Raw genomic sequence first — 25,135 nt, 5'->3', positions numbered from 1 at the left:
TCTTGGTGTCGCGGGGTGGAGCAGCCCGGTAGCTCGTCAGGCTCATAACCTGAAGGTCGTCAGTTCAAATCTGGCCCCCGCAACCAGAATTATCAAATAATTCAAATAGTTACAGTCGTAAAAAACGCCGCTTTGTTCCTCTCCTGTTCCGATTTCCCACATTTGGAAGCACTGTGGAAGCAAGAGGGCGAAAACCAGAGCGTAATCAAGCGTATATATGGGTACGAAGAATTGCGATTGGGGTCATTTAATTTGACCGAGGAGCTATCGCTTCTTTTGATTTTTTCTCTCGGCCCAACTTATGTGGGCCTCCCAGAGGAAGTGTCCTTTAAGCCAATCCGTGGTATAAGCCTTAAAAGCTTTGCTATTCATCCGATGAACGATCACCAAAAGGATGTCAAACGGGGACATATCAGGCAGAGAGTCTCTCCACTCGCACGAAAACAGCCGCATTAAGATTATGCTCGTTGAGCTTTTTGAGAAGAGATCAGGTTCATTCTGAAGCCATAAGATAGCAAAAAATGCCGCCGCAACGATAGTATGCGACGGCAAATCTGCATCTTTTCCGAATAATGCCTGAGATGCCGCCATCAATCGGCCTGTGTCGTGTTTGACTCTGCCAGCCGAGCAGCTTGATAAAGAGTTCTTTTCTCTGGCCGATGCCGATGGCATCACGGACGTGGAGGAACTTATCAGTTGCCGCCAGTGGTTTCATCGAATGAGCGCGAACTGTTCACGACACATTACAAAACGCCTTATTTCTTCAGTGCTCATGCGCTGAAAGATGCGAAGCTGGAGGTGGTGGAGCTTGAGAAGGTTTATCGCCAGAAAGATCCGACCTTTATCAATTTACTGAATAAAATCCGTAACAATTCGGTCGAGGACGCGGATATCAAACTTCTGAACAGCCGTCATGACGCAACCGACACGCCGAAAAAGAAGAAAGGCTTCTTTATCACCCTGACGACCACCAATGCGCGAGCCGACGAGATTATCCGGCGCCCCGACGGCATGATCCGCAGGCCAAACCCCGGCAATTCAACGTCAAAGATGAAATAGTCCTTGGCCTTGATCTCGGCGGATTCCAATATGCGTTTTGTCAGTCGTGCCACAGCGATAGAGCCTGTCGTGATATGGTTCTTGTCAGCCTCGCCCGCCGTTCGTGGAAGCACTGTGGAAGCAAGAGGCTTCTAAACGGCGAGAAAAGCTGATAACCTGATAGTCGCTCTTTAGGGCGAAGGAAGTCAACTAACGTATTGATATATCGTAACAAAAAGCAATTCCGCGCAGCCCAGCGTACTGCTGAGAAAAGCGCCTAAGGGCAGCTCATAACCTGAAGGTCGTCAGTTCAAATCTGGCCCCCGCAACCAACAAAACAAGAGCTTAGCTGATCACAGCGAGCTCTTTTTTATTGCGTGGCACACTGGCGGCACCCCTTCTCACAATACAGCACAACAAGCTCGAACAGCTAAAAAGCGGCTGTCATGAGCGTAGCCAACACCCCCTATTCCTGTCTTCTTGTGTCTAAGTCAACCAATAGCACCTTGATATTTACGGCATTTCTACGTAACTTCGCATCTGGTTAAATTACACTGGTGGTAAACGGTTGTGTCCTTCCTTCTTATCCAGCTTCTGACCGGATTATCATCCGCCGCCGTCCTTTTTCTTGTTGCCAGCGGCCTTTCCCTAATCTTTGGCGTGACGCGCATCCTGAACTTTGCGCATGGCAGTCTTTACATGCTGGGCGCATATATCTCCTATAGCCTCGTACAGTGGCTGGGGGCCGAAAGCATCGGTTTTTGGGGATCATTGCTTTTGGCAGCAGGCGCAACCGCCGTCATTGGTGCGGGAATTGAAATGGTCATTCTGCGGCGCATTTACCATGTGCCCGAACTATTTCAGCTTCTGGCGACGTTTGGCATCCTTATGATCGTTCAGGACATTACGTTGCACGTTTGGGGGCCTGAGGATTTGCTGGGGCCACAAGCGCCCGGATTGGATGGCGCTGTTCAGCTTCTGGGCGAATCTTTCCCCAGTTATGATCTTTTTCTGATCGCCTTAGCGGTTACGGTCATCACGTTCCTTTATCTTCTTTTGTATAAAACCCGATGGGGCGTTTTAGTGCGCGCCGCGACAGAAGACCGTGAGATGCTGGCCAACCTAGGTGTCAATCAAAAATGGCTCTTCACGTCTGTCTTTGCCTTGGGGAGCTTTCTGGCTGGCCTCGGAGGCGCGCTGCAACTGCCGCGAGAGAGCGTCAGTCTGTCGATGGACATGAATATGATCATTGACGTGTTTGTCGTCATCGTGATCGGCGGCCTCGGGAGCCTGCGCGGCACCGTTTTGGCCACCATTATCGTCGGTGTCGTTCGCGCCTTTGGCATTTTGCTCTTTCCCGAGATCACTCTTGTCCTGCTTTTCCTGATTATGGCCACGGTTTTAATCTTCAAGCCCTATGGCCTGTTTGGCCGCGCCGAAGACACCACCACCGCGCCCAACCCTATAGCAGATGGAGCCATGCGCCCCTCCCCGCGATGGGCCGGTTATGTTGGCCTCGCGGTTGGCGTGGTGATGCTTGCGATGCCGTTGTTTGTTGGTGATTACGGCCTTGTTCTGACCTGTGAGATTATGATCTGGGCACTGTTTGCCGCCAGTTTGCACTTCATTTTCGGCCCCGGAGGCGTGGGCGTGTTCGGCCATGCCCTTTATTTCGGGCTTGGCGCTTACGCCGTTGCGTTGCTGACAAAATACTTTGCGATTTCCATGCCACTCGCCCTTGTCGCCGCGCCCATGGCCGCCATTTTAGGGGCGCTCATCTTTGGATGGTTTTGCGTGCGTTCGCAAGGGATCTATCTGGCGATGCTCACTTTTGCCTTTGCACAAATGGTGTGGGCTGTCTGTTTCCAATGGTACGAAGTGACGGGTGGCGATAACGGTTTGCTGGGCATCTGGCCTGCGCCTTGGGCCAGTGACAAGACGGCGTTTTACTATCTGACCTTTACCCTATGCGGCTCTGGCATTTTATTGCTGCGTTACTTCATCTTCACGCCATTCGGTTATGCGTTGCGTGCCGTGCGCGATCAACCCAAACGCGCCGAGGCTTTAGGCCTAAACGGGCGACGCTTGCAGTGGATGGGCATGGGGCTTGCAGGCTCTTTCGCAGGCCTTGCCGGAGCCCTGTTCGCCTATAGCAAGGGTAGCGTGTTTCCAACCTCACTCGACATTCACACGACGCTCAATGCCATGGTGATGACGTTGCTCGGCGGTCTAAATACCCTTTCTGGCCCTCTGGTCGGAAGCGTCATCTATATTTTCTTGGAAAGTGAGATCAGCCGCGTGAGCGAGCTTTGGCGGCTATTCCTTGGTCTCATCATCCTATCCATCGTTATCTTTTTCCCGCAAGGCATTGTGGGCGCCTTCAACAAACGTTTCATCAAAAAGACGGAGTAACCGCACATGAAAAAACACGCCGCACTCGTTTTAGGTTTGGCTTTATTGGCCTCCCCTGTCCTCGCCGCTCCCGCAACGGGTGAGCCGATCAAGATCGGGGATATTAATGTAGGGGCAAAGCTTGGTGATTATGTCATCGGCTACAAAAATGCAACGCAGATGGCCATCGACGAGATCAACGCTGCTGGCGGCATCAATGGCCGCCCGCTAGAAATCTATCATCGCGACAGCAACATTGATCCTGCCACAGCTGTCAAATTTGCCGAAGAGCTTGTCTCCCGTGAAAAGGTTCACATTCTGATAACTTGTGATTCATCGGCTGACTCCCTTGCAATCGCAAACTGGTCTTTGCATCACAAGATTCCGTTTATTAATGCCTGCTCAGAAGCCGACAGCACGATTTGGGAAGGTGGCAATGATTACACATTCCGCACGGGGCAAGGTGGCTATATGTGGGCATCCGCCGTCCTGAATGAAGCCGAGAAAATCTATGGCGACAAGCTCAAGGGCAAACGCTGGGCCATCGTCGCGCCAAACTTTGAGTTTGGGCAATCAATCGTCAGAGTCACTAAAATGCTAGCCGAACAACACGGCCTCAAACCCATATGGGTTGATGAACAGTGGCCCGCTTTTGGCAAGATGGAATCTGGCGCGACCATTGCGGCAATGGAACACAGTAAACCGGATATCATCTTCAACATTCTGTTTGACACGGATGTGGTCAAGTTTGTGCGCGAAGGCAACAAGCGTGGCCTTTTCAAAAACAGAATTGTCATTGCACCGCCTGTTGCCGTACCCGATCATATTGAACTTCTGGGAAAAGAAATGCCGAGCGGCTGGGTTTCCGTCGGGTTTCCTGTCGATGAGATTAAGGACGAAGGCTTTCTGAAGTTCCGCAAGGCTTTTGAAGCCAAGTTCAAGGAACCGATCAAGTTTTATACGGTTACAGGGTACAGCACCATTCAGGCCATCGCCGCCGCGCTTCGCCAAGCGGGGTCACCTGAACCTGAGAAACTGCGTGCGGCACTGGAAACCATCAGCTATGAAACACCGTTCGGCACGAGTCATTTCCGCAAGATCGATCATCAGGCCAACACGCCCTTCTGGGTCGGCGTTTCTGGCATCAAAAATGGCAAGGGAGCATTGCTGAACTGGCATGTTGAGAACGCCGCCGATCACTCGCCCTCTGACGCTTGGATCCTTGAGCAGCGCGCCAAAACGGCGGTGGCGAAATAAGAATGATTCGATTTATCCTAATTAGGAATGATACTATGGCAAAGCTTGCAGGTTTGGTTTTAGGTTTGGCTTTACTGGCTTCCCCCGTTCTTGCCTCTCCCGCAACGGGTGAGCCGATCAAGATCGGGGATATCACGAGCTATAGCAAGATTACTGAGTATATTGTTCCTTATCAAAACGCTGTTCGGTTGGCTGTCGATGAAATTAATGAGACCGGCGGCATCAACGGACGTCCGCTTGACCTTATAAGTATTGATAGCAAGGGTGATCCTGCGGCAGGTGTAAAGGCGGCGGAAGATCTTGTTGCGCGTGAAAAAGTTTCCGTCCTGTTAGATTGCAACGTCTCTAATGCGACGATGGCCATCAGCGGCTGGGCAAAACAAAACCATATTCCCCTTATTAATTCCTGTGCCACGGCTGACACCATCATGTGGGATAACGGACATGATTACATTTTTCGCACGGCGGCCGGAAGTTATATGTGGGTATCAGCCGCCATAGAGGAAGCCGTTAAACAATACGGCGACAAAATTAAGGGAAAACGTTGGGCTGTGGTCGCCCCAAGTTATGAATCCGGTCGTGCCGCTGTTAAAATGGCCAAGTATAGCGCCGAAAAACTTGGATTAAACGCCGAATGGGTTGTTGAGCAATGGCCAGCTCTTGGAAAATTAGAGGCTGGCCCCACCGTCGCGGCGCTTCAGCACGCTCAGCCCGATGTGCTTTTCATCTACTTGTTTTCAAGCGATCTCGCCAAGATCGTTCGTGAGGGGAATAAACGCGGTTTATTCAAGGATCGCATTATCATTTCGCCAATAGCAGGATGGCCTGAGAGCCTTGATATGTTGGGCAAGGAAACGCCGTCAGGCTGGTTTACGGTCGGCTTTCCGGTTGACGATATCAAGGACGAAGGCTTCGTAAAGTTTAGACAGGCCTATAATGCCAGATTTAAGGATAGGATGAAGTTCTACGCCTTGTCGGGTTATAGCGCGGTTCAAGCTGTTGCCAAGACGCTGCGTCAGGCCGGAGCCTCCGATCCCGTCAAAATACGGGAAGCTCTTGAACAACTCTCCTTTCCAACCCCGTTCGGAGAGGAAAGCTTTCGAAAAGTTGATCATACAACTAACGCTCCTTTTTGGGTTGGGATGACGGGAGTCAAGGACGGTAAGGGAGCTCTTCTGAACTGGCACGTTGAGCACGTATATGATCACTCACCCCCAGACGCATGGATACTTGAGCAACGCGCCAAGGCGGCGGAAGGTAAGAAGGACGAATGAAACCTAGGCTCTCTCCACCGCTTCTGACAGTATCTGGCCTGCGCAAATCGTTTGGCGGGGTTGAAGCCGTGAGCGATGTGTCGTTCGACATTCGCCTTGGACAGCTTGTGGCCCTGATCGGGGCCAACGGCGCTGGCAAGACCACCACTTTCAACTGCATCAATGGGCAGTTAAAGCCGGACGGCGGAAGCGTCCTGTTCAACCCCAAGGCGCTGACGACTAGGCAGCGCATCGCCCTTGAGGAAGAAGGCGAGCTTGAGCATGATCATCGATCCGAAGTTCACGACATTACGGGCCGCCTGCCCCGCCGCATTGCGCGGATGGGGATCGGGCGCACGTTCCAGATCACGGCAACCTTTGCCAGCATGACGGTGGCCGAGAATGTGCAAATGGCGCTGATCGCGCGGCACAAGATTTGGATGCGGCTGTGGGGCCATGCCTATGCTCATGCCAAGAAAGAGGCTTTGCGCTATTTGGAAATGGTGGGTCTCACGGCGCAAGCCGAGCGGCATAGCGCGACGCTGGCCTATGGTGATCTCAAGCGGCTAGAGCTGGCAATGGCGCTGGCCTGTAAACCGCGCCTCCTTTTGATGGATGAGCCGACGGCGGGCATGGGCATTCATGAGCGTGACGATTTGATGCGTCTCACCCAGACCATCGCGCAAAAGCACAACATCGGCGTTTTGTTCACCGAGCACGACATGAGCGCGGTGTTTGGCTATGCCGACTGGATTATCGTCATGCACCACGGCGAGATCATCGCGCGTGGCAACGCCAAAGACATCAAGGCCAACAAAGCCGTCCGCGATGTTTATTTAGGAAATGGTCAAGATTGATGAACACAAGCACTCCCTTTGTGAAAGGAACCACCCCCATGAAACGCCTTGCCCTTCTTCTCTCTTTGCTTCTCCTCGCCGCACCCGCTTGGGCCGCGCAGGATTCAGTAGCCACAGGCAAAGAGCCAATCAAGATTGGGGAGATATCCGAAGCCAAGTTTTGGAATCTCATGGCCGTAAATCAAAGGCGTGGCTTTGAGCTTGCTCTTGAAGACATCAATGCAAAAGGCGGCGTATTAGGCAGACCGCTTGAAATGATCTCACGCGATGGTGGCGATGGCTCCCCAGAACAAGTGCTTCGCGACGTGGAAGAACTTGTTACACGGCAAGGGGTTCAGCTCTTATTGGGAACCGGAGCAGATAATGTCAGCTTGGCGGTTTCAAGCTATGCCAAACAACACGGCGTCTTATTTCTAAAAGCTCTTAATGGGACAAACAAACAAATATGGGAAGAAGGGCATGATTTAGCCTTCCGTTTCGACGTACCAAATTATATGTTTGGTGGGGCGTTAGCCGAAGCTGCCGCAAAACTTCCCGCAAAACGTTGGGCGTTTGTCGCACCAGACTATGAGTTTGGTCATTCGCTTGTCGCCGAATTTCAGAAGGCCTTAAAACTACGCCGCCCTGATGTCGAGTTTGTCGCGACGCAGTATCATCCTACTTTGAAAATAGACGCTGGAGCCGTTGTATCGGCGCTTAAACACGCCAACCCAGATGCTATTTTTGTTTGCAACTTTGCCAGCGATGCCGCCCAATTTATTCGCCAAGGCAAAGTACGAGGGCTGTTCGAAAATCGCTCTGTCGTAAGCGTCCTCTTAGGACAACCTGAGGGCGGACTTGGTCCCATAGGCAAGGAAGCGCCTATGGGATGGATCACGCAAGGCTATCCCCTCGACGAAATAACGACACCTGCACATAAAGAGTTCCTTGCGAAATACCGTGTGAAGTACAACGCCGATCCGGGTTGGTTTTCTTTCACGGGCTACAACGCGATGATCTCGATGGCCAAGGCGATTGAAAAGGCCGGATCAACGGAGCCTCATGCCGTTGCCGCAGCGATGAAGGGCATGACGTTCGATAGCCTCGTCGGGCCGATCACCTACCGCGCGTCGGACAACCAATCCAACCTTGGCCTTTGGGTCGGGAAAATTGGCTTGAAGAACGGAAAACCCGCTCTTGTTGATTGGATGTATGAATCTGGTGACAATTTCTATCCAGGTGATGACTACGTCAAAACCGTCCGTCCGCAGCAGAAGTAACGGGGAGAAAGGCATCTCTATGAAAAAGCTTACCACCCTTATTGCTGTTCTTCTCCTCGCCGCACCCGTGTGGGCCGCGACGCCGGCGAAGGAACCCATTAAAATCGGCGAGATGTTTCCCTATTCAGTCATGCATGACTTTGCTGTCAAATGGCAGCAAGGATGGAAGATGGCCTTGAATGAAGTGAACGCATCGGGCGGCGTCTTGGGCCATCCTTTGGAAATTGTCTCACGTGATGACAAGGGCAACCCCAGCGAAGCCATCAAGCTCCTTGAAGATTATAAAAGCAGAGAGCACATCAAGCTCTTTATGGGCACGGCGCACAGCCATGTCGGACTGGCGGCTTCAACGTTCGCTAAACAAAACCACATGTTGTTGTTTCGGGGCCACGGTGGTTCCTCCGAATTTACGACGACAGCGGGGCATGATCTTTATCTGACAATCCAGCCGCCGTGTGACACATGGGCGGGAATTTTGGCAGAAAAGGCAGCCCAATCCGGCAAAAAACGCTGGGCTTTTGTCGCCCCCGACTTTGCGTTGAGCCGTTCTGTCATCGATGGTTTTCAGCGCGACATCAAACAACTCGTCCCGCAAACTGAGTTTGTCGAAACGCAATATTTTCCCATCGGTAAACTTGATGCGGGTGCCGTAACGCAAGCCGTTGCCCACGCCAAACCCGATGGGATCTTCGTTGTCATGTGGGGAACTGATTACCTAAAATTTGTACGCGAGGGTCGTAAACGCGGACTTTTTAATGATCGCCTTGTCATTGGGCCTTATCCGGGATACTCCGCTTTTATCAAGCCGCTTGGCAACGAGGCACCCGTTGGATGGTACTCGGCTTATGGCTATCCCGTCGACAAGATCGAGGGACAAAGTCATAAGACCTTTGTCACAAACTTCAGGAAAGCCTACGGCGACGACCCCGACCTTTCTTCCCTGTATGGCTATGGTATTGTCAAAATCCTTGCACAGGCCATCAATGCCGTCGGCTCTGATGACCCTGACAAGGTCGTAACTTATATAAAAGCCAACCAATTTGACCTGCCGGGCAATATGTTATCTTTCCGCGCTGATGGCGTTTCAAGTATGGGTGATTGGGTCGGTTATACAGGCTTCCGTGATGGCGTCCCCACCATCTTGAACCCCGAATATGTCAATCCAGCAAAATACCTGCCGAGCGCGGAAGAGAACATGGCAAAATGGAAAAAGTGAAAGGAACAAAACCGATGAAAAACCATCTCTTCGCCATTGCCCTGCTGACCCTCATCGCGCTTCCCGCTGCCGCGCAGGAGGCGACAAAAACGCCAATCAAAATTGGCGAGTTATATCCCAACACGACTGTGCCCGACCAAGCCAAAGATTGGAATGCAGGTTGGAAAATGGCATTGACGGAAATTAATGCTGCAGGTGGTGTGCTTGGGCATCCTCTTGCCGTCATCTCACGCGATGACAAATCCAGCCCGTCGGAGACCATCAAAGCCCTTGAAGAATTTAAAGGTCGTGAAGGAATTAAAATCTTTTTCGGCACGCTGCTGAGCCATACGAGCCTTGCTGCCTCACAGTTTGCCAAGCAAAACCACATGCTGATGGTCAAGGGCGCAGGAGGAAGCTCCAAACTTAATGAGGAAGGTGGCCACAACCTGTATTTTCAACTTGGCCCTCCGACAAGCGCTTGGGCGGGGTATTATGGCAAGTTTCTTGCCCCCATGGGCAAAAAGCGCTGGGCCATTGTGTCGGCAGATTACGAAATGGGCCGCTCAATAGTCGCGGGATTTCAAAGAGAAATGAAGAAGCGAGATCCCTCCGTTGAATTTGTTGAAACACAGTGGTTCCCCATAGGCAAGCTTGAAGCAGGGGCAACATCACAGGCCCTATCTCGTGCGAAGCCAGATGCCCTTTTTGCTGTTATGTGGGGCGGCGATTATGCTCGCTTTGTTCGCGAGGCTGGCAAGCGTGGCCTATTCAAAGATCGTCTTGTTATATCGCCAATTTGTGGCGCTGATCTATATCTGCGTCCCCTCGGCAAGGAAGCGCCCGTGGGGTGGTATTCATTTCAAGGCTTTCCCGCGCAGAATCTCACCGATCCCATGGGCAAAGCTTTTGCCGCACAGTTCAAAAAGACCTATGATGAATGGCCCTATTTACAGGCCTTTATGGGATACAGCACTTTGAAGATTTTGGCCGAAGCGATTAGTAAGGCCGGATCCGATGATCCCGATAAAGTCGCCGCACTTCTACGCAGAAGCGCTTTCACAATTCCATCTGGCACAATCAGGTTCCGCGCGGATGGTCTGTCTACCTTGGGCGAATGGGTTGGGCAGACAGGATTCGTGGATGGTATCCCAACAATCGTGAACCCTGAGTATATCGATGTGCAAGAGTTTCTGCCGTCCCCTGAAGAAAATATAGCCAAGTGGAAAAAGTAATGCTCACCCTTACCAACCTGAACACCCATTATGGGCAGGCGCATATTCTGCGCGATGTGAATCTGCATGTCGGCGCAGGTGAATGTGTGGCTCTTCTGGGGCGCAACGGTGCGGGGAAATCGACGACGATGAAGGCTATTATCGGGATGATTCCGGCCAGCAGCGGCGAAATTACCTATCATGGAACCAACCTCCACAAGCTAAAGAACTATCGTCGTGCGCGGCTTGGCATCGGTTATGTGCCTGAGGAGCGGCGCGTGTTTAACACGCTCACCGTCCTTGAACATTTTATCACGGGGACGCAACCGCCTCGCGATGGCTTCAAGCCGTGGACGGCAGAACGCATCTTCGCGTTGTTCCCCAAATTGTACGAGCTGCGTGATCGTCAGGGCGGACAACTCTCGGGCGGCGAGCAGCAAATGCTGACAGTGGCGCGCACCTTAATGGGAAATCCCGACTGTCTGCTTCTTGATGAACCAACGGAAGGCCTTGCCCCCATCGTGGTGCAGCAAGTCACGGATGCGATCAAAATACTGAAGGCCGAAGGGCTGGCTATCTTACTGTCCGAACAAAACCAGCACACCGCCGCCGCGTTGGCCGACCGCACCTATGTCCTTGAGAAGGGGCAAGTCATTTACGAAGGATCCTTGGCGGCAATAACAGCCAAAGCTCATCGAGCGTTGGGTTGGTGAGAATCCTACATTTCGCGTTCGTTATGGGCTAGTTAAGTTAGAGCTAAATCGCAGCCCCGCAACCAAAGATCAAAAAGATACAACAAGCGCCCTTTCGGGCGCTTTTGCTTTTGTGCGCTCCGTCAACCTTTCGTCAACAAAAGGCATGGGATGAAGTCGCGGGGAGGGGCCTTTTTCTAGCTATCATTCTCTAGGGTGGGCGGATGTCCCTTAGCAGCCAAGACAAGCCCCCTTTGCTTTTTCAAAACCATTTTACCTATAACCTCTTTCTTTTTTAGCAATTCAGAATCATTTTTCTTGCGTCTTTTTTTGACGCTCGCTACTGGGGTCTCGTGTCCCAGATTTGAGGCCGCGCCTTTAAGGGATGGGGGTCTTGCCACAGGCTGGAGCATGGCCAGCAAAGAGACCCCTTTTACAGAAGAACCAGCGGTCTTAACAGGCGCTGCGACGGGGCCATGCTGTTGAAACAGAGCGTCCTGATCGCTTGATGCAGCCGCCCCTTTTCCGGATACAGAAAGCAGCGGGTCATGCTTTTCCGATAAAGCCAGATGCGCCATAAGTTCGGGAAAAGCTCCTGAAGACAAGGGCAGGTTTTTCGTTATCGCAGCGCTCTTCAAAATGCCAGAAGGCGGCGATAGTTCAGCCTCAGCAAAAGAAGAAGTTTTACTAACCATGGCTTCATTTATTTGTCGTGTTTGAGCCACGGTTTCGTTGAGCGCGACAGGGCCAAGCTCCTTCTGAGCGGCCATCGTTTCCATGCCCGTCACAGGAAGGCTCGCCGTCTTTTCAAGAGCATTAAGGTCCTGCGCAGGAGAAGCCGCCGCAACGGGAGGCTCAACACCGTGAAGGGATGTCGTCGCTGACTCCGCACTTTTGGCAGCGGCGAGCGGCTCTGTCACGTCGTTCCCTTCTTCGGCGTCCATGGTGGCAAGATGCAAAGTTTCTAAGGATCCCAAGGAGTCCGTAGGAAGGCTTTCAGCCCCTACGGGTAATTTCTCTTGAACGACAGGACTCTCCCCTCCCGCATCAGCAGCGGCAACAGGAGAAGTCAGGGGTCTGTGTGGTTCTTTTTGCAAAAGATCACTTGTTGCCTCTGCCGCGAAGGGAGCTGCCAAATCCGCAGCAGAAAGCACTGATCCAACGGCGACCACATCCCTTGTTACCACGCTTTTATTAACGGACTGGATCACATCAAGGGCAGCGGGATCCTGAACTTTTGTCGTGTCTTGCGGCATAGGTTGTTGGGCAACAGCAGGTTGCTCAGTAGGATGGGGCAAATCAGAAACAACAGTCTCGACCTGTGCGGGCATTAACAGGGTTGGATCAACTGTTGCTTCAATAATTGTCTGAGGCGGTGCCATAGTCGCCGCTGTCAATGGAAGACTCTTCGAACCAGAAGCGGCCATGGCAATGGGGGTAGCCATTATGGCAGCAGGGGCGATATCGTCGGTGAAGCGACGCTCAAACCCGCTTTCGTTTTCTCGCGTTGAAAGCCTGCTACCATCATCTGGATAGACAGGCGTTGTCTCGCTTTCGCTGTTTATCCTCACAGTATCCATCGCGACGGGTGGCGCGGTCTCTGCTGCATTATTGATAATAGCGGCAGCAGGAAGAATTTCCGTTAAGCCATTGCTTTCTTCCAAAGCAGGCGAAAGTCCTTGATTGGTTTTCTTTTCTTCAAAGGCTGGTTCGGTTGCTTCAGCTGCAGCAACAACTGCAGCCGGCATAACATCCCCTGACAAAACGCTCGTCGCCGCCTCATCTTCCTGTTTACCCTTAAGAATCTCAGCTTCTTCATTTTGTCTGATTTCAAGTTGCTCCACCTCAAGCCTTGCCTTTTCAAGCAGGTTCTCGTCGTCAAGCGCCGAAGCAGCAAGCGCTGCCGCAGCGGCGGCAAGTATCGCACCCCTATCAATGTCAAACTGCGTCCGTTGTGCTTGCTCAACCATGAGCGATTCGGCGCTGGTTCCACGAAAAGTATTTGTAGAAAGAGGGCTGTCCAATGTGCGACGAGTATAAAGAGCCCCCGCCTTCGCCCCATAAAGATGCTCATCGTCATCTTTCCCAATTAGTTTTTGAAAAGGCTGGCAAAGCACCAATATCCCCGATAAAGGTTGTTCGGCCTCTAGATCGGGAACATCCGCCATGGGCGGGACAAGGCAGCTTTTCATATCGCCGTGCACGCCGTCAAAGGCAACCACTGCCATCGCTTCATCTGACTCAACCTGCGTCGTCGATGACAAAGGCTCTGCGCTAACACGTATTTGTAGCAAGACACGCTCGTTTGTTCCGGCGGCAGTAACGGATTGAACAGCGTTAGAAATGTAGCCCCATATTTTTTGTTCCTCCGCTTCCCACGTCGGCACTATGGGCCAAAACCCGCTTAGTTCATGAAACACATCCCTTTTGTCGAACACAATATCCTTATTAAAAGGATGTTCCGTTGATAACAGGTCAACATAGCGCCTCACGCGCGCGCTCAACGCTTGCTCATGAATGACAATGACGGCGGGATCGATAGGGTCGTCTTCTGTTTTTACAACGGCTGGAGGGGCCACAGGCGAAGACGAAGGGGGCACTTTACCTCACCACAAGATCGTCCTTGACCGAGACAACCCCTCTAACTTTTTGCGCAATAGAAACGGCCTTGGCCTCATTTTGCCTGGAATCGACAAAACCACTAAGCTGAACGACACCCTTCATCGTTTCAACGTTGACCTGCAAAACCTTAAGGGACGGGTCATCAAAGATTTGGGCCTTTACCTTTGTGGTAATCGTGGTGTCGTCAACGTATTGACCAGATGTTTCATGACCGGAAAACATCGAACAAGCGCCAAGCGCAAGACCAAGCACACCAACGGCCATAAAATAGGAGATAGAGCGTAGATTTTTCATGACGACCTTCCTTTTTTTTGAGCTTGAGAAATTAAGAGCCTGCGGCATTATCCTGAAAACCACCCGTGTCTTTGTAAGAACCCCACGTTGATATTTCGGGACAGGCTTGAACCATTTGCTTAATATGATTTTGCATCGATAGGATGGAGCTTTTGTCACAAACAACGGTGATGGGACGTCCTTTATCCGTGAGGATATTCATTTCGACATATTGGTCATCCAAATGAGCCGTAAACTCCATGGAAAAAGCGCGGTAGCGAGTAGAAGAGGTAAACGGTATGTTTATCATTCTTTTTCCTTTCCTAGGTTGGGTTGATCCAAAATCAAACGCCCCGCGACACTTAAGGCACGCTGCGCATCCAGCCAAGAGCCACAACAAAAAAGGATAAGACAAACGGAATAACGATAGATGGTATGAACAGACCCTTCATAGCTATCCCCCCTATTTTAGGGTGCACTCTTTTCTTTAATGTCATCGCCAACATCCTTAACCGCGTCTCCCAGTTTCTCACCCGGCGTGCGATTTTTCAATTGACGACCGGCGTTATCGACACCGTCACTTACAGCATCAACGGCGTCGCCCATTCTTTGCCCTGTCGTGCGTTGGTCCCTCATATTCAGGGCCCTAAAGCCGACAAGCGCGATAACGCCGACGATAAGAATAACCAACGTTGCCTTAACTATTTTCTGAACCATTTACGCCTCCCTTAGGAATTTTACGAAGCCTGTGACGTTGAGCGAGATTCTCTTACTTGGTTGTCGTATGCGTGACCGTTGTCGTCTCTGTTATGCTGTCTGGCACATCATCATATTCGTTCGTGTAAACAACCGGATTGGTTGCATACCCTCCCGGAACCCAATAGCCGTTTGGCATAATGGTTTGTGGTGCATAGGAAGAAGACACCGGCGTGCGGTAGGTTGTAACCGTCTTTTCCATCACACCCGCAGGCATAGCAACAAACGGCACGGTACGAAACGGCACCATATCTTGATCACTGGCAATTACGCCATCAATGCGATAGAGGCTGATTTTGTTGCCTCTGACACGGCTCGCATCACTGCCTTCATTCTGATAGAGCACGCGATAACCTTCGACTGTGAAGTGGCCTTTATAGGGCTCTTCAACGTCAATACGACGATTGCCAATTGTTGGGATGTTGCCACCCCATCTAGAGAAACGCTCAATGCTCTCATTCCTTGGCACGATGTGGTTGCGCAAAATAGCGGCAACTTGGGGACGGCATTGTGCTACGTAAAAGCAAGGATAGACACGCGGCTGAATTTGAGAAAAGGCAGCATTTGTCGGCGCAAAAATGGTATATTCCGTGTTGTCGTTAAGTTCATTAATTACGCCTGTCACATGCAGCGCTTGATAAAACATCGTCAAATCATTTTGATCCGCAAGCGCTTCTTCAACATAGACGCTTGATGGGCCTGATGTGGCATAAAAGTTTCGGGGGCTTTGTTCGGATGAACAAGCTGCCGTTATTAACGCGAGCGTGGATGTTGTTAAAAGCATCGCAAGCTTTTTTGTAAGGGGGTATGTCATGGGAATATCCTTTCGGTTGTCCTGTTGAGTTCATCACTATTTCAGCAATTGGTCTGGTCTACATTTTTTATAAAGGCGGCAGATTTGCCCTGCGCCCCGTTATGATTTGATAAACGAGCGTTCCGAGGAATAGGATAATAAATATCCCCGCCAGAATCCTGGCGATGCCTGCGAAATCAGCAGCGAGTCCGCCAAATCCAAGAAAAGCGGCGCAAACGGCAAGAAGAAAAAAGATAATCATGTATCTTAGCATGTTGCTCTCCTTAAGCTGGGATTTATCTCTTACCTCCAGATGGGGTCGCCAAGATTGATGTCTTCTTGCTTGGTTAGACCGCCTGCTGCTGCACCAACGGCACCGCCAACAAGCGCACCCGTCGCGGGACTTCCCATAAGAGCGCCACTGACCGCGCCTACGCCAGCACCTATACCTGCACCGCTGAGTGTGCGGTCGCTTGTTTTGCTGCCACAAGCAGAAAGCAGAACGAGAATGGCGATTGAGAGTGTTGCATAGTTTAGTTTTTTCATAATATCCTCCATTGGGTTATGTTTCATGTATCTAAGCGTTGCTCGTCGCAACTTAACGTGATCGCGTCTCGTAAGGCGCCGTCAACGCCGTTTTTTATATCGAAGAAATCAAACTCATCGTCGATCATAAAAAAATCTGTGGGATAGCTTTGCGGTGGACTTGTCAGATAAGTGTTCATCTGTATTCCCCTATAATAAAGCTGTTTGTTTAAACGGTGCGCCCTTTTCGTTTTTTTCGCTTTGTATAGCGCTCACAATCAACAGACTAGGCCTCGCCTTGTAATGAATCGATGTTGAAAATCGCGCAGCCTATTTTCTTTGCATAAGGATTTTAACAAAATTGACTTGTGCCTAGTTGCCTTACTGCATCCTTATGCAGGGGTTCGCATTGCGTATCGCTTCCTAATGCAAAGCTCGACAAACTAAGTCAATAGAAAAATGCACACATCATCACATCAGAAGATGTTGAAAGAGGAATGCCGTGGAAATCAAAATTGAAAAGTCTTCGAAAACTATCAAGGATATTATGAGTAAGAATGTTGAGATTGTTCTTCCGGGGGCGCATTTAACTGAGGTCGCGCAGAAGATGCAAAATCGCGATTGTGGCTGTGTCCTTGTTATCAGCGAAGACAGAATTGTTGGAATCATAACCGACCGCGACCTTGCGGTCAGATGTATAGCAAAAGGGCATAACTGTGCAGACACAACGGCTGAAACGGTTATGAGCTCTGAAATTCTGTATTGCCGCGACACGGACGGCGCTGATGCCGTTACGAAAAACATGGGTGAGAATAAAGTTCGCAGACTAGCGGTTCTCGATTCAAACAAGCGTCTGGTCGGAATCGTTACCCTTGGCGATCTGGCTTCACATACCAATCACAAGCTTTGTGGCGAGGTGCTTGGAGAAATCTGTCGTGCTCCGGCCTAACGCTGCCGGAAAAATGGGGCATGACGCATGGAACGACTGCATCCGCAGCGTTAAACAAAACTTTAACAAAGGAGATTGTTATGAATAAGGAACAAATCGAAGGCAAGTTCGAGCAGGTTAAAGGCGAAATCAAAAAAACATGGGGCAAGCTGACCGATAACGACATTATGCTCTACAACGGTAAACAGGAAGAGTTCTTCGGCGTTTTGAAAGAAAAGTACGGCGTCGCCAAAGAAGTTGCCGAAAAACGCATTAAGACGTTTGAAAAAGCCTGCCCAACATGCTCGGGCACAAATAAGCCGAACAAGGCAGCCTAGCTTTCTGTCCTGCTACGAAGAACCATTGGGGCAGCATATGCCCTGATGGTTTTTAGTCACTCTAACGTTAAACGACACCGTCACGATCAATCCAACAAAAGGAAATCAACCATGAAAACACGAACTCTTCTTATCACGACGATGCTTAGCACCGGCTTTATGCTGGCGCAGGCACCGTATGCTAACGCCGCGAACACCATCACAACCAATACTGTTGTTAAAGCCAATGCGCCGATCAGCAGCGATGCGGTTTCTGATCCCCGCGTTGCCGCACAAAACTTTGTGGCCCACGTCAACTATGCGCGTGTAGCCTTAGCTATGAAAAATGCAGCTTTAGCAGAGCAGCACATTAGCCAAGCTCGTAACATGGTTGTCCTTATCACCAGTGCAACAACGGATCAACGGCGCGTTCAAAACGTAACGGCAGGTCGTGTTAATTACACGTTCGATACTGTCCATAAGTATAATTATTTCCCCCTTGAGGCTGGCCCCATGAAGATTAAAGAAGTCAGCGATGGGCCAATATGGGCGAGAAATAGTCTGGCCGTCAGCGACGCGGAGATTGTTATGCTGACCCTTGACCTCAGCAACGATAAGGCTGAGACCTATCTTACAGAAGCGGAAGCCTATGTGAAGGAAGGCAAACTTGTAGAGGCTCAAACAAAACTTGGCGAACTGACTGATGCCGTCGTAAGTGTTGACAATACTGTTTCCATTCCTGTTGACAAGGCCCATGACAATATCAGCATCGCTCAAAACTTTCTGCGAGGTCAAAACTATGATGGCGCGCGTTATGCTTTAGGTCATGCCGATGACGCGCTTGATGAAATGCAAAAAGATGATGCCTACAAAGCCCATCAAGCAGGCATTGTCGAGATGCGTAAAGAAGTTAAAGACATGAGAGACGTGATCACAAAGAAAGACCCGACTCTGCTGCAAAAATCAGGCAAAACCTTAGACAAATGGATGACTGATCTTAAGGCTTGGGCGCGCAAGCAATAACGGCAACACGATCCTTAATGCGCCGCTCTTGAACAAAGAGCGGCGCATTTTCTATGCACGGCGCTCCTCTATAGTTCGGCGGTCGGAAAGGGGGCATAAATCCGCAATTTCTGCCAACTCCATCCGGTACCCGACCCCCGGCTCCGTTGTGATAAGCGCTGGCAGGATAAAATCCTTTTCGATCTTGGCGCGTATCTGTCCGATAAAGACACGCAAATACTGCGTATCATCACCGTGGGCAGGCCCCCAAACCTCTTTCAAAATCTCTTTATGCGTTAGCATACGGCCACGATTGACGATGAAATAACGCAGCAAACTATATTCCTTGGACGTGAAACCCAGCAGTACATCATTAAGAAAAACCTGATGCTTGACGAGATCAATGCGTAAGGGGCCATTTTTGATTTCTGGCTCGCCCGTTTCACTTACCACGGCGCTTCGTAAAGCAACATTAATTCTTGCCATAAGAACATCGGCGTTAAACGGCCTGATAACATAATCGTTCGCGCCACAATTTAATGCCTTAATAACATCGTCATCTCCGGCGCGTTTTGTCAGTACAATAATGGGCACTTGCGACCATTCACGGATGGCGGTAATAACTTCTTTGCCATCCATATCCGGCAGCGTGAGCGCAAGAAGAACGAGATCAGGTTTTGTGGATAGGCAGAAGCGCGACGCCTGTTTTCCCGTTAGACATTCTATAACTTTGTACTCTTCCGGCTCCAAAAGGATGGACATCATCTTTTGAAGTTGGGGATCGGAATCGATGATTAAAATCTTTTTTTTGTTTTTTTGCATTCAGAGCCTTTCGGGTTAATTCAGGCACCGCACAGCAGAGCTATTTAGTATCACATAAGGTGGCGCATAGCGAGAAAAGTAAATTCATCCTTCTTTTAAAGTGGTTGGCATCCTTAATAACCATTTATTCAATGCAAATCCTTATATGTTTCTTATCCACGGGCTCTTACGACACATCGTATTTTTATCAAAACTCTGCCAAATACAGCACACGGTGTTTTCCTAATCTATCAGGAATCCACCGACCATTTTTTTAGTCAAACTTCTGAATGATGATGAGGAATACATGTCGCTTCTATATAGACTCGTTCTTTCTCTCACACTTGTCGTTTGTTTTCTTTCTTTCGGTAGCAAGGTGGCGTGCGCAACAGATCAAGAAACAAGACCCCCTACCATGGGAAAAACGACGACGGCAAACGATGGCGATAACAACTATGGCCGTCTCAAACTTATTAATGAAAATGACTGGTACGTTTCAAACGATGACCGTCATTACACCCAAGGCGCGCGTCTTTCTTATTTATCAGGGCGCGTAACGCCGGATGGTTTTTGGGATCAATCTTTTCTATCGCTCGGCAGTGTCCTCCCCATTTTCTCAAATGAATCTCAGAAAAGAAAATATAGTCTTATGTTTGGGCAGAGTCTTTTCACGCCGCAAAACACATCTCGTGTCACCCCTTCCGTTAAGGATCGTCCTTATGGCGCTTGGTTTTATACGGGGGCGAGCTTGCTTCAAGAAAGCGTTCAGCCTACCCATCACACGCTGGAAAACTTTGAAGTGCAGGCAGGTGTCGTGGGGCGCTGGGCATTGGGGGGCGTAACGCAGAATGATTATCATCAGTTTATCAATGTCAAACCGTCAATGGGTTGGGAAAATCAGCTGCAGAACGAGCCGGGTGTCATTTTGACCTATGGGCGCAAGTGGCGCTTTCAGCAGCCTCTTTACGGCAATCTGGCCGTTGATATCATTCCGGAACTGGGAGCAAGCGCAGGTAACATTATGACCTATGGTCAAGGCACGGCGCTTCTTCGTTTTGGCCAGAACCTTGCCGCCGATTATGGCCCCAGCCGTATTCGCCCAGGTCCATCGGGCACAGACTGGTTTGACTCGCAGCAGCTCAACGGAAAGTTTGGCTGGTATCTTTTCGCCGGAACACAAGGCCGCGCTGTGGCGCGTAACATTTTTCTTGATGGCAACACGTTCGCCTCTAGCCCACACGTCGATAAGAAACCTTTTGTCGCCGACTTTACAGTGGGCGGGTCGCTGTTTTGGTCAGATGCCGCCAGGCTTGACCTTGCCCTCGTCCAGCGCACGAAAGAGTTTGATGGACAGGTTGGTCACCTTGATCGCTTTGGCGGCATCAACCTGACGGTTTTGTTTTGGTGATAAAAGACTCTAAATTGTTTGGCTAAGCGTATCCATAATGCTGATTTCGTCACCTTGAGACATGCTCATAAGATAGGAAACCGCTGAGTCCTTCATGCTGTAGTTCATCGTTAAATGGCCATTAGCCAACGCGTTTTTGGCCGATTCCGTCCCAACGGCGGTAGAGTAAAGTGAGTCATAAGACGTGCCAGAGAAAACTTTAAAATCATAAATCTGCCTTGTTTCTCGCTCACCCGCCACATACGAAACCTTAATCACATACGGGTTCGCGGGCGCATCAAGGCCAGTTGACGACGACAGCGCCGCATAGGCCGCTTGTTGATCTTCTGTGCCGTGTGAATCGGCCAGCAGGTGCGTTCCTGATGAATCATAAAGCTGAACCCGCGCTTTGCTTGTTCCTGTATGATTGTTAAACGCCAGCTTCAAGGTTTCGCCCTTTTGATGAGTAAACGAATAATACTGCGCTGAACACACATCCGTTAGCTGACTGGAAACCGACAACGCCGCCTTGTTTTCATAAAGCCAACCGATATTGATGGCGCTAAGCACCGTTTCATTGGCAGCATGCGCCGTTTCCGTTTCATAGGCCTGCGCGTTAATTAACGAAAAGGTCATGGTATCGTCGACCAAAGCAGATTGCCTCTCAGAGGTCTGCGCCTTGGCAACGGTCTGATAGCTGGTAGAAAAACGGGTGCCTGAATAAAGGCTGATCGAATACTGTTGAGGAACGGAGCGGAGCTGCGCCGCGTCAAACGTCACCTTAATCGAATAATCGCCTGCGTTTTGATTTAAGCCGCTGCTGGACGACATGCTTTTATAGGCCGTTTGCAAAGCCTCTAATGCCGTCGACGAATTATCCGCCACAATCTTGCCCGAACTGTTCAACAACTGAACCCTTAGGCCAGAACTGCCCGTCATGTTTGAAAAACTCATCTTGATGGAAGACCCATCAAGCGTAAATTTATAAAAGTGAGTAGGATTCTCGCGCATGACCTGCGCCTTGACGTTCAGCTCTGTTTCATCGGTCGTGAGCGTGCCAAGGTTGTTCGCTGTATCAAGCGAGATGTTCAAAGGAAGGCTGACGTCACGCTGATAGACAAGCGAGTTGGACTTAGCCGTCGTGTCCAACAGCATCGAGTTGAGATAAGAGGCGTCAAAAGTTGACATAACCGCCTGCCGGAAAGAGAGGATTCGATGGAACCACCTCTATACACGCTTTTGGTTAACGTTTCATCCCTTATTCACAGACAAGGGGAAGTTTGTTGGATTGGCGCTTTGGATCGCCACGGTGGAGAAACTGGCTCCCATCATGAACCAGCGGACTAAACATCTTGTCACAAACATAAAGCTTTGAAAAATAAGAGAGGTTTTTGTCGGGAGATTCTTTCTTAAACGCTTTAAACTGACCGCTTAAAAACAAGCCTTGATCCTCAACGCTCAACAAACGGGTTTGGCCACGCTCGTCTTTTCGAACACAGCTGGGGTTAAAATGTCCATCGCTCCACATAGGTCTTGTCAGATAGCCTCCTCGCGTAAGATCCAGAACAACGCGCTCCACCTTCTTCGGCTGCTTTTCAGCGGGTGGCACAAAAAGAAAAACATCGGGCCGCCCAGCGGTATACATGCCAAAAAAATGAGTGGCCGTATCAATCCCATAATCAAGCGATTTAATTTGGGTGTGGATGGCCGCTTGAGCCACAGACAACTCTGGCCGAACGTTGCTTCCCCGAGGCCACCGGTGGGCTAAAGCCTCTTTTCCCGAAAAGGGGTCCGTAGAAAAAGATGGCCCTGTTGTTCCTCCCGCTAACGCCAGCTCTTGCGCCCGTTCTTGGGCGAGAGAATGGAGAACACATAAAAGCTCTTTAATTTGAGCAGGGCTTCCAACAATCTTTTTCAAATGATGCGATTGGGACAACGCCTCTCTCAAACCTTTTTCGTCCAAATCCAACAGAAATCCAAAATCATCTATTTTTTTTGTCATTCTTATTGTCCCCGCCCTTCTATAATAAATCTTCTATTTTGCCTTATAAGCCCCCATCCCCCTTGAGTCAGCTTCTTTTTTAGTTTCACTCCTGTATTAACCAATGACCCCATCGTTTTCTTTTTATTCCCTGACAGGCTTGACTTTGGGCGGCCAAGGCCGTACCTAGGCTTCTCTTATGCCCAGATGGCGGAATTGGTAGACGCGCAGGTTTCAGGTATCTGTGACAGCAATGTCGTGGAAGTTCGAGTCTTCTTCTGGGCACCAAAATTGAGTTATCGGCACTCAAGAGCCGAAAAAACCTGAAAGGACGGGAGGTTAGCACAGTTCGATAACCCTCGTTTTTTTGGTATCTGAGTTTCTCGTCAAAGGCGAGTTTTAGGACTGTTTTTTGGGCTATGAGGTCGCCAGAAACCCAGAGTTTCTGCGGATTTTCGAGAAAATCGAGCGCAGTTCTAAAAGTTATTATTACAAAGCTAATCTAACCAATCTGGCTTTCACTGAATCACTCCTGTATTTTGAAGGTGGGTTATCCATGGTCTCCAGTCGTTCAATGCGTCGTTCTGTAGCTGGATGAACAGTCAAGAACCAATAGCCCCAACCTTTCAAGATCGTGCGCACTGGTGCAAGAGCACATTTCCCAAGTTTCTGAGGAACAGAAGAATAATGCCAATCATGCAATTTTTCTCTAGAAGAATTATTTTCGTGCGTTCTTAGTGCAGATGCTAATGAGAGGGGATTTTGTGAAACAACGGCACCAATTCGATCAGCTTGAAATTCGTTCCGACGCGCTGAAGAAAAAATCAAGAGAGGTGCCAATATACCAAATGCGGGAGCCATAACGGAAGCGCACATCGCAAGAATATTGAGGCTCTGTGTTTTCCACATATGGTTTTTCTTCACGTGAGCCATTTCATGACCTAAGATTCCCCTTAATTGCGCTTGATTGTATCGGTCAAATGAGTCTTCATTAAAAATTACATCAAACTTATGAAAGAAAGGTGCTGCGGCTGGCCCTACGGGAACATTTTTTCGCCATATACGTATCTGAGGCGTTTCATGTAAACCCATCTTATTGCTATATTCTTTAGCAGTTTGTTGAAGATCTTCATATTTATCACGATTCCAAGAAGAGACTTCCTTTTTTGTCAGTAAAAATCGTGTGATGATAGAAACGCCAGCCATTAGGCCCGCTATTGTAACAGCTTTATGAGCCATAGCTGGCAATAAACTCACCAACGGTGTTGATGCTGTAGCGGCGCCAACGCAAACAGCAGTTGCAGCCAAAGCAAAGCTTGCCAATATCCCTATTTTTTCGCGGCGCGTGCTTTTGTAAGTATTAAGTTCAGAAGCAATAACTGGTTTGAAATAACTCATCACAATGACCTTTCTTGATCGTCATTCTATCATTTTCTTGCTCGATTTTCTTGCTTGATTTAATACTTTCATGATATGTCGTGGTTGTCCTTACCAAGCATGGTTGGACAAGAACCAATTATATTGCTAGCCGGCTGATTTTGCTGAAGCTTATTTAAGATTGCGCTCCACTCAACCATTGTGTTAATGACTTCGTGGGCGTCTGAAAAGTTCGATATAATTCCATTTGGGCGCACCATGAGGATTGATAACCCCTTTTATCCAAGGGGCTGTCTCTCGTTTTCTTCGGCACAGGAAAGTTCCCGACCATGGCCAAGCCAGAAATCTTTCTGCACAAAGGCGATATTCCCGCTGACCTGCCTTTCGGCTCTAGCGTCGCGGTGGACACCGAATCGCTAGGCTTGAACGTCACGCGCGACCGCTTGTGCGTTGTGCAGTTTTCTTGCGGCGATGGAACGGCCCATCTGGTTCAATTCGCCAAAGACGGCTATGACGCGCCCAACTTGAAAAAGATGCTGGCCGATCCAGCCATCACCAAACTGTTTCATTTTGCCCGCGCCGATCTGGCTACGATCTTTCACCATCTTGGCGTGATGCCGCACCCTATTTACTGCACCAAGATAGCCTCGATAATCGCGCGGACGTTTTCCGATCGCCATGGTCTGAAAGATTTATGCCGCGATTTGCTGGGGCTTGAACTGTCCAAGGAACATCAAACCTCTGACTGGGGCGCGGAAACGTTGACCCCAGAACAGCAATTCTATGCTGCCTCGGATGTTTTGCACCTGCACCAGCTTAAAGAAAAACTGGATGCCATGCTGCTCCGCGAAAAGCGTCAGGCTTATGTTCAGGCGGCCTTTGACTTTTTGCCTTCCCGCGCCGCCCTTGATGTCGCCGGATGGGAAAATGTCGATATCTTTGCCCATAAGCCAAGCCGATAAGGCTTGCGTTCCCCTTGGCGCTGGAATCCCGATTTTTTGCTTTTGGCGATCCAAAATCGGTCGAAGTTTGCAAAATCGTTTGGAATCAATAGGTTAGACACAGCGCAAAATCGAGTCAGTATCGTTATATTTGGCATAATGATCAAAAAGGTGTGGGTAGATTTCGTATAAGTTTATGATAGATTTGAGGAAAAGGGAGTTTTTGAAGGTGTCACAACAAAAACTGTCCGAAGTGTGGATGTTTTTCGATCTATC

At 49.8% G+C, this 25,135-nt stretch carries 25 protein-coding genes and 2 tRNA genes; 16 read left to right on the top strand and 11 right to left on the bottom strand.

Going from position 1 to position 25,135, the window contains the following annotated elements:
* Nucleotides 1-9 precede the first annotated feature (9 nt).
* The 10 genes from WC612_04520 (at nt 10) to WC612_04475 (ending at nt 11,177) form a co-directional block, all read left to right on the top strand.
* A tRNA-Met gene (locus WC612_04520) sits at nt 10-86 on the top strand.
* A gap of 610 nt (nt 87-696) precedes the next feature.
* A complete protein-coding gene (locus WC612_04515) occupies nt 697-1,059 on the top strand; it encodes a hypothetical protein (GenBank protein ID MFA6280036.1) in 363 nt (120 codons plus the stop codon).
* Nucleotides 1,060-1,608: 549 nt separating this feature from the next.
* Complete coding sequence (locus WC612_04510; GenBank protein ID MFA6280035.1) at nt 1,609-3,450, top strand: ABC transporter permease; 1,842 nt, start codon at nt 1,609-1,611, stop codon at nt 3,448-3,450.
* A gap of 6 nt (nt 3,451-3,456) precedes the next feature.
* On the top strand, nt 3,457-4,686 hold the full coding sequence (locus WC612_04505; GenBank protein ID MFA6280034.1) for an ABC transporter substrate-binding protein: 1,230 nt from the start codon (nt 3,457-3,459) through the stop codon (nt 4,684-4,686).
* A gap of 35 nt (nt 4,687-4,721) precedes the next feature.
* Complete coding sequence (locus tag WC612_04500) at nt 4,722-5,960, top strand: ABC transporter substrate-binding protein (protein ID MFA6280033.1); 1,239 nt, start codon at nt 4,722-4,724, stop codon at nt 5,958-5,960.
* A complete protein-coding gene (locus tag WC612_04495) occupies nt 5,957-6,796 on the top strand; it encodes an ABC transporter ATP-binding protein (protein ID MFA6280032.1) in 840 nt (279 codons plus the stop codon). The genes WC612_04500 and WC612_04495 overlap by 4 nt, the downstream gene beginning before the upstream one ends.
* A gap of 38 nt (nt 6,797-6,834) precedes the next feature.
* Nucleotides 6,835-8,055 carry an ABC transporter substrate-binding protein gene (locus WC612_04490; GenBank protein MFA6280031.1) on the top strand — a complete coding sequence of 407 codons (1,221 nt, stop codon included), beginning with the start codon at nt 6,835-6,837 and terminating at the stop codon, nt 8,053-8,055.
* Between the two features lie 19 nt (nt 8,056-8,074).
* Complete coding sequence (locus tag WC612_04485) at nt 8,075-9,271, top strand: ABC transporter substrate-binding protein (GenBank protein MFA6280030.1); 1,197 nt, start codon at nt 8,075-8,077, stop codon at nt 9,269-9,271.
* 14 nt (nt 9,272-9,285) lie between these two features.
* Entirely contained in the window at nt 9,286-10,485 is a 1,200-nt protein-coding gene (locus WC612_04480; protein ID MFA6280029.1) for an ABC transporter substrate-binding protein, read from the top strand.
* Nucleotides 10,485-11,177 (top strand): ABC transporter ATP-binding protein, encoded by a 693-nt coding sequence (locus WC612_04475; protein MFA6280028.1) that lies wholly within the window; start codon nt 10,485-10,487, stop codon nt 11,175-11,177. Before WC612_04480 ends, WC612_04475 begins: the two co-directional genes overlap by 1 nt.
* Before the next feature lie 176 nt (nt 11,178-11,353).
* Here the strand turns inward: WC612_04475 and WC612_04470 are convergent, their stop codons facing one another.
* The 7 genes from WC612_04470 to WC612_04440 all read right to left on the bottom strand — a co-directional run bounded on the left by WC612_04470 (nt 11,354) and on the right by WC612_04440 (nt 16,146).
* Nucleotides 11,354-13,756 carry a hypothetical protein gene (locus WC612_04470; protein MFA6280027.1) on the bottom strand — a complete coding sequence of 801 codons (2,403 nt, stop codon included), beginning with the start codon at nt 13,754-13,756 and terminating at the stop codon, nt 11,354-11,356.
* 1 nt (nt 13,757) lies between these two features.
* Entirely contained in the window at nt 13,758-14,072 is a 315-nt protein-coding gene (locus WC612_04465; protein MFA6280026.1) for a BON domain-containing protein, read from the bottom strand.
* 31 nt (nt 14,073-14,103) lie between these two features.
* The gene (locus WC612_04460) at nt 14,104-14,361 is read right to left on the bottom strand and encodes a hypothetical protein (GenBank protein ID MFA6280025.1); all 258 of its coding nucleotides are present in this window, start codon (nt 14,359-14,361) and stop codon (nt 14,104-14,106) included.
* Between the two features lie 158 nt (nt 14,362-14,519).
* A complete protein-coding gene (locus WC612_04455; protein MFA6280024.1) occupies nt 14,520-14,768 on the bottom strand; it encodes a hypothetical protein in 249 nt (82 codons plus the stop codon).
* 52 nt (nt 14,769-14,820) lie between these two features.
* Nucleotides 14,821-15,621, bottom strand: coding sequence for a fasciclin domain-containing protein (locus tag WC612_04450; protein MFA6280023.1), 801 nt, complete (start codon nt 15,619-15,621; stop codon nt 14,821-14,823).
* A 67-nt stretch (nt 15,622-15,688) separates the two neighbouring features.
* Complete coding sequence (locus WC612_04445) at nt 15,689-15,874, bottom strand: DUF1328 domain-containing protein (GenBank protein ID MFA6280022.1); 186 nt, start codon at nt 15,872-15,874, stop codon at nt 15,689-15,691.
* Between the two features lie 29 nt (nt 15,875-15,903).
* Complete coding sequence (locus WC612_04440; protein MFA6280021.1) at nt 15,904-16,146, bottom strand: YMGG-like glycine zipper-containing protein; 243 nt, start codon at nt 16,144-16,146, stop codon at nt 15,904-15,906.
* Between the two features lie 526 nt (nt 16,147-16,672).
* On the opposite strand from WC612_04440, the gene WC612_04435 reads away from it, so the two are divergent.
* From WC612_04435 to WC612_04425, 3 genes are all read left to right on the top strand, one after another.
* On the top strand, nt 16,673-17,074 hold the full coding sequence (locus WC612_04435; GenBank protein ID MFA6280020.1) for a CBS domain-containing protein: 402 nt from the start codon (nt 16,673-16,675) through the stop codon (nt 17,072-17,074).
* A gap of 80 nt (nt 17,075-17,154) precedes the next feature.
* A complete protein-coding gene (locus WC612_04430; GenBank protein MFA6280019.1) occupies nt 17,155-17,391 on the top strand; it encodes a CsbD family protein in 237 nt (78 codons plus the stop codon).
* A 111-nt stretch (nt 17,392-17,502) separates the two neighbouring features.
* On the top strand, nt 17,503-18,393 hold the full coding sequence (locus WC612_04425) for a YfdX family protein (GenBank protein ID MFA6280018.1): 891 nt from the start codon (nt 17,503-17,505) through the stop codon (nt 18,391-18,393).
* Between the two features lie 51 nt (nt 18,394-18,444).
* Here the strand turns inward: WC612_04425 and WC612_04420 are convergent, their stop codons facing one another.
* Complete coding sequence (locus tag WC612_04420; GenBank protein ID MFA6280017.1) at nt 18,445-19,194, bottom strand: response regulator transcription factor; 750 nt, start codon at nt 19,192-19,194, stop codon at nt 18,445-18,447.
* Nucleotides 19,195-19,480: 286 nt separating this feature from the next.
* Between WC612_04420 and WC612_04415 the strand changes: the two genes are divergently transcribed.
* Entirely contained in the window at nt 19,481-20,581 is a 1,101-nt protein-coding gene (locus tag WC612_04415) for a lipid A deacylase LpxR family protein (protein MFA6280016.1), read from the top strand.
* A gap of 9 nt (nt 20,582-20,590) precedes the next feature.
* On the opposite strand, the gene WC612_04410 is transcribed toward WC612_04415, so the two are convergent.
* Nucleotides 20,591-21,748 (bottom strand): hypothetical protein, encoded by a 1,158-nt coding sequence (locus tag WC612_04410; protein MFA6280015.1) that lies wholly within the window; start codon nt 21,746-21,748, stop codon nt 20,591-20,593.
* Between the two features lie 70 nt (nt 21,749-21,818).
* Nucleotides 21,819-22,562 carry a hypothetical protein gene (locus WC612_04405; GenBank protein ID MFA6280014.1) on the bottom strand — a complete coding sequence of 248 codons (744 nt, stop codon included), beginning with the start codon at nt 22,560-22,562 and terminating at the stop codon, nt 21,819-21,821.
* A 180-nt stretch (nt 22,563-22,742) separates the two neighbouring features.
* Between WC612_04405 and WC612_04400 the strand changes: the two genes are divergently transcribed.
* Nucleotides 22,743-22,829: transfer RNA gene (locus tag WC612_04400), tRNA-Leu, on the top strand.
* A gap of 201 nt (nt 22,830-23,030) precedes the next feature.
* Here the strand turns inward: WC612_04400 and WC612_04395 are convergent.
* Nucleotides 23,031-23,939 carry a M48 family metalloprotease gene (locus WC612_04395; GenBank protein MFA6280013.1) on the bottom strand — a complete coding sequence of 303 codons (909 nt, stop codon included), beginning with the start codon at nt 23,937-23,939 and terminating at the stop codon, nt 23,031-23,033.
* A gap of 308 nt (nt 23,940-24,247) precedes the next feature.
* Between WC612_04395 and WC612_04390 the strand changes: the two genes are divergently transcribed.
* On the top strand, nt 24,248-24,880 hold the full coding sequence (locus WC612_04390; GenBank protein MFA6280012.1) for a ribonuclease D: 633 nt from the start codon (nt 24,248-24,250) through the stop codon (nt 24,878-24,880).
* Nucleotides 24,881-25,135 lie beyond the last annotated feature (255 nt).

It is taken from the genome of Bdellovibrionales bacterium, from assembly GCA_041662785.1.
GTDB lineage: Bacteria > Pseudomonadota > Alphaproteobacteria > UBA9219 > UBA9219 > UBA8914.
The sequence above is the reverse complement of the archived record's forward strand: the minus strand, read 5'-3'. Positions and strand labels throughout refer to the sequence as shown.

What these genes read in the sequence shown, in the direction of transcription:
- WC612_04505 (MFA6280034.1), top strand. Translation starts at nt 3,457, where the DNA reads ATGAAAAAACACGCCGCACTCGTTTTAGGTTTGGCTTTATTGGCCTCC.
- WC612_04500 (MFA6280033.1), top strand. Translation starts at nt 4,722, where the DNA reads ATGGCAAAGCTTGCAGGTTTGGTTTTAGGTTTGGCTTTACTGGCTTCC.
- WC612_04495 (MFA6280032.1), top strand. Translation starts at nt 5,957, where the DNA reads ATGAAACCTAGGCTCTCTCCACCGCTTCTGACAGTATCTGGCCTGCGC.
- WC612_04490 (MFA6280031.1), top strand. Translation starts at nt 6,835, where the DNA reads ATGAAACGCCTTGCCCTTCTTCTCTCTTTGCTTCTCCTCGCCGCACCC.
- WC612_04485 (MFA6280030.1), top strand. Translation starts at nt 8,075, where the DNA reads ATGAAAAAGCTTACCACCCTTATTGCTGTTCTTCTCCTCGCCGCACCC.
- WC612_04480 (MFA6280029.1), top strand. Translation starts at nt 9,286, where the DNA reads ATGAAAAACCATCTCTTCGCCATTGCCCTGCTGACCCTCATCGCGCTT.
- WC612_04475 (MFA6280028.1), top strand. Translation starts at nt 10,485, where the DNA reads ATGCTCACCCTTACCAACCTGAACACCCATTATGGGCAGGCGCATATT.
- WC612_04465 (MFA6280026.1), bottom strand. Translation starts at nt 14,072, where the DNA reads ATGAAAAATCTACGCTCTATCTCCTATTTTATGGCCGTTGGTGTGCTT.
- WC612_04460 (MFA6280025.1), bottom strand. Translation starts at nt 14,361, where the DNA reads ATGATAAACATACCGTTTACCTCTTCTACTCGCTACCGCGCTTTTTCC.
- WC612_04455 (MFA6280024.1), bottom strand. Translation starts at nt 14,768, where the DNA reads ATGGTTCAGAAAATAGTTAAGGCAACGTTGGTTATTCTTATCGTCGGC.
- WC612_04450 (MFA6280023.1), bottom strand. Translation starts at nt 15,621, where the DNA reads ATGACATACCCCCTTACAAAAAAGCTTGCGATGCTTTTAACAACATCC.
- WC612_04445 (MFA6280022.1), bottom strand. Translation starts at nt 15,874, where the DNA reads ATGCTAAGATACATGATTATCTTTTTTCTTCTTGCCGTTTGCGCCGCT.
- WC612_04440 (MFA6280021.1), bottom strand. Translation starts at nt 16,146, where the DNA reads ATGAAAAAACTAAACTATGCAACACTCTCAATCGCCATTCTCGTTCTG.
- WC612_04435 (MFA6280020.1), top strand. Translation starts at nt 16,673, where the DNA reads ATGAGTAAGAATGTTGAGATTGTTCTTCCGGGGGCGCATTTAACTGAG.
- WC612_04430 (MFA6280019.1), top strand. Translation starts at nt 17,155, where the DNA reads ATGAATAAGGAACAAATCGAAGGCAAGTTCGAGCAGGTTAAAGGCGAA.
- WC612_04425 (MFA6280018.1), top strand. Translation starts at nt 17,503, where the DNA reads ATGAAAACACGAACTCTTCTTATCACGACGATGCTTAGCACCGGCTTT.
- WC612_04420 (MFA6280017.1), bottom strand. Translation starts at nt 19,194, where the DNA reads ATGCAAAAAAACAAAAAAAAGATTTTAATCATCGATTCCGATCCCCAA.
- WC612_04415 (MFA6280016.1), top strand. Translation starts at nt 19,481, where the DNA reads ATGTCGCTTCTATATAGACTCGTTCTTTCTCTCACACTTGTCGTTTGT.
- WC612_04410 (MFA6280015.1), bottom strand. Translation starts at nt 21,748, where the DNA reads ATGTCAACTTTTGACGCCTCTTATCTCAACTCGATGCTGTTGGACACG.
- WC612_04405 (MFA6280014.1), bottom strand. Translation starts at nt 22,562, where the DNA reads ATGACAAAAAAAATAGATGATTTTGGATTTCTGTTGGATTTGGACGAA.
- WC612_04395 (MFA6280013.1), bottom strand. Translation starts at nt 23,939, where the DNA reads ATGAGTTATTTCAAACCAGTTATTGCTTCTGAACTTAATACTTACAAA.
- WC612_04390 (MFA6280012.1), top strand. Translation starts at nt 24,248, where the DNA reads ATGGCCAAGCCAGAAATCTTTCTGCACAAAGGCGATATTCCCGCTGAC.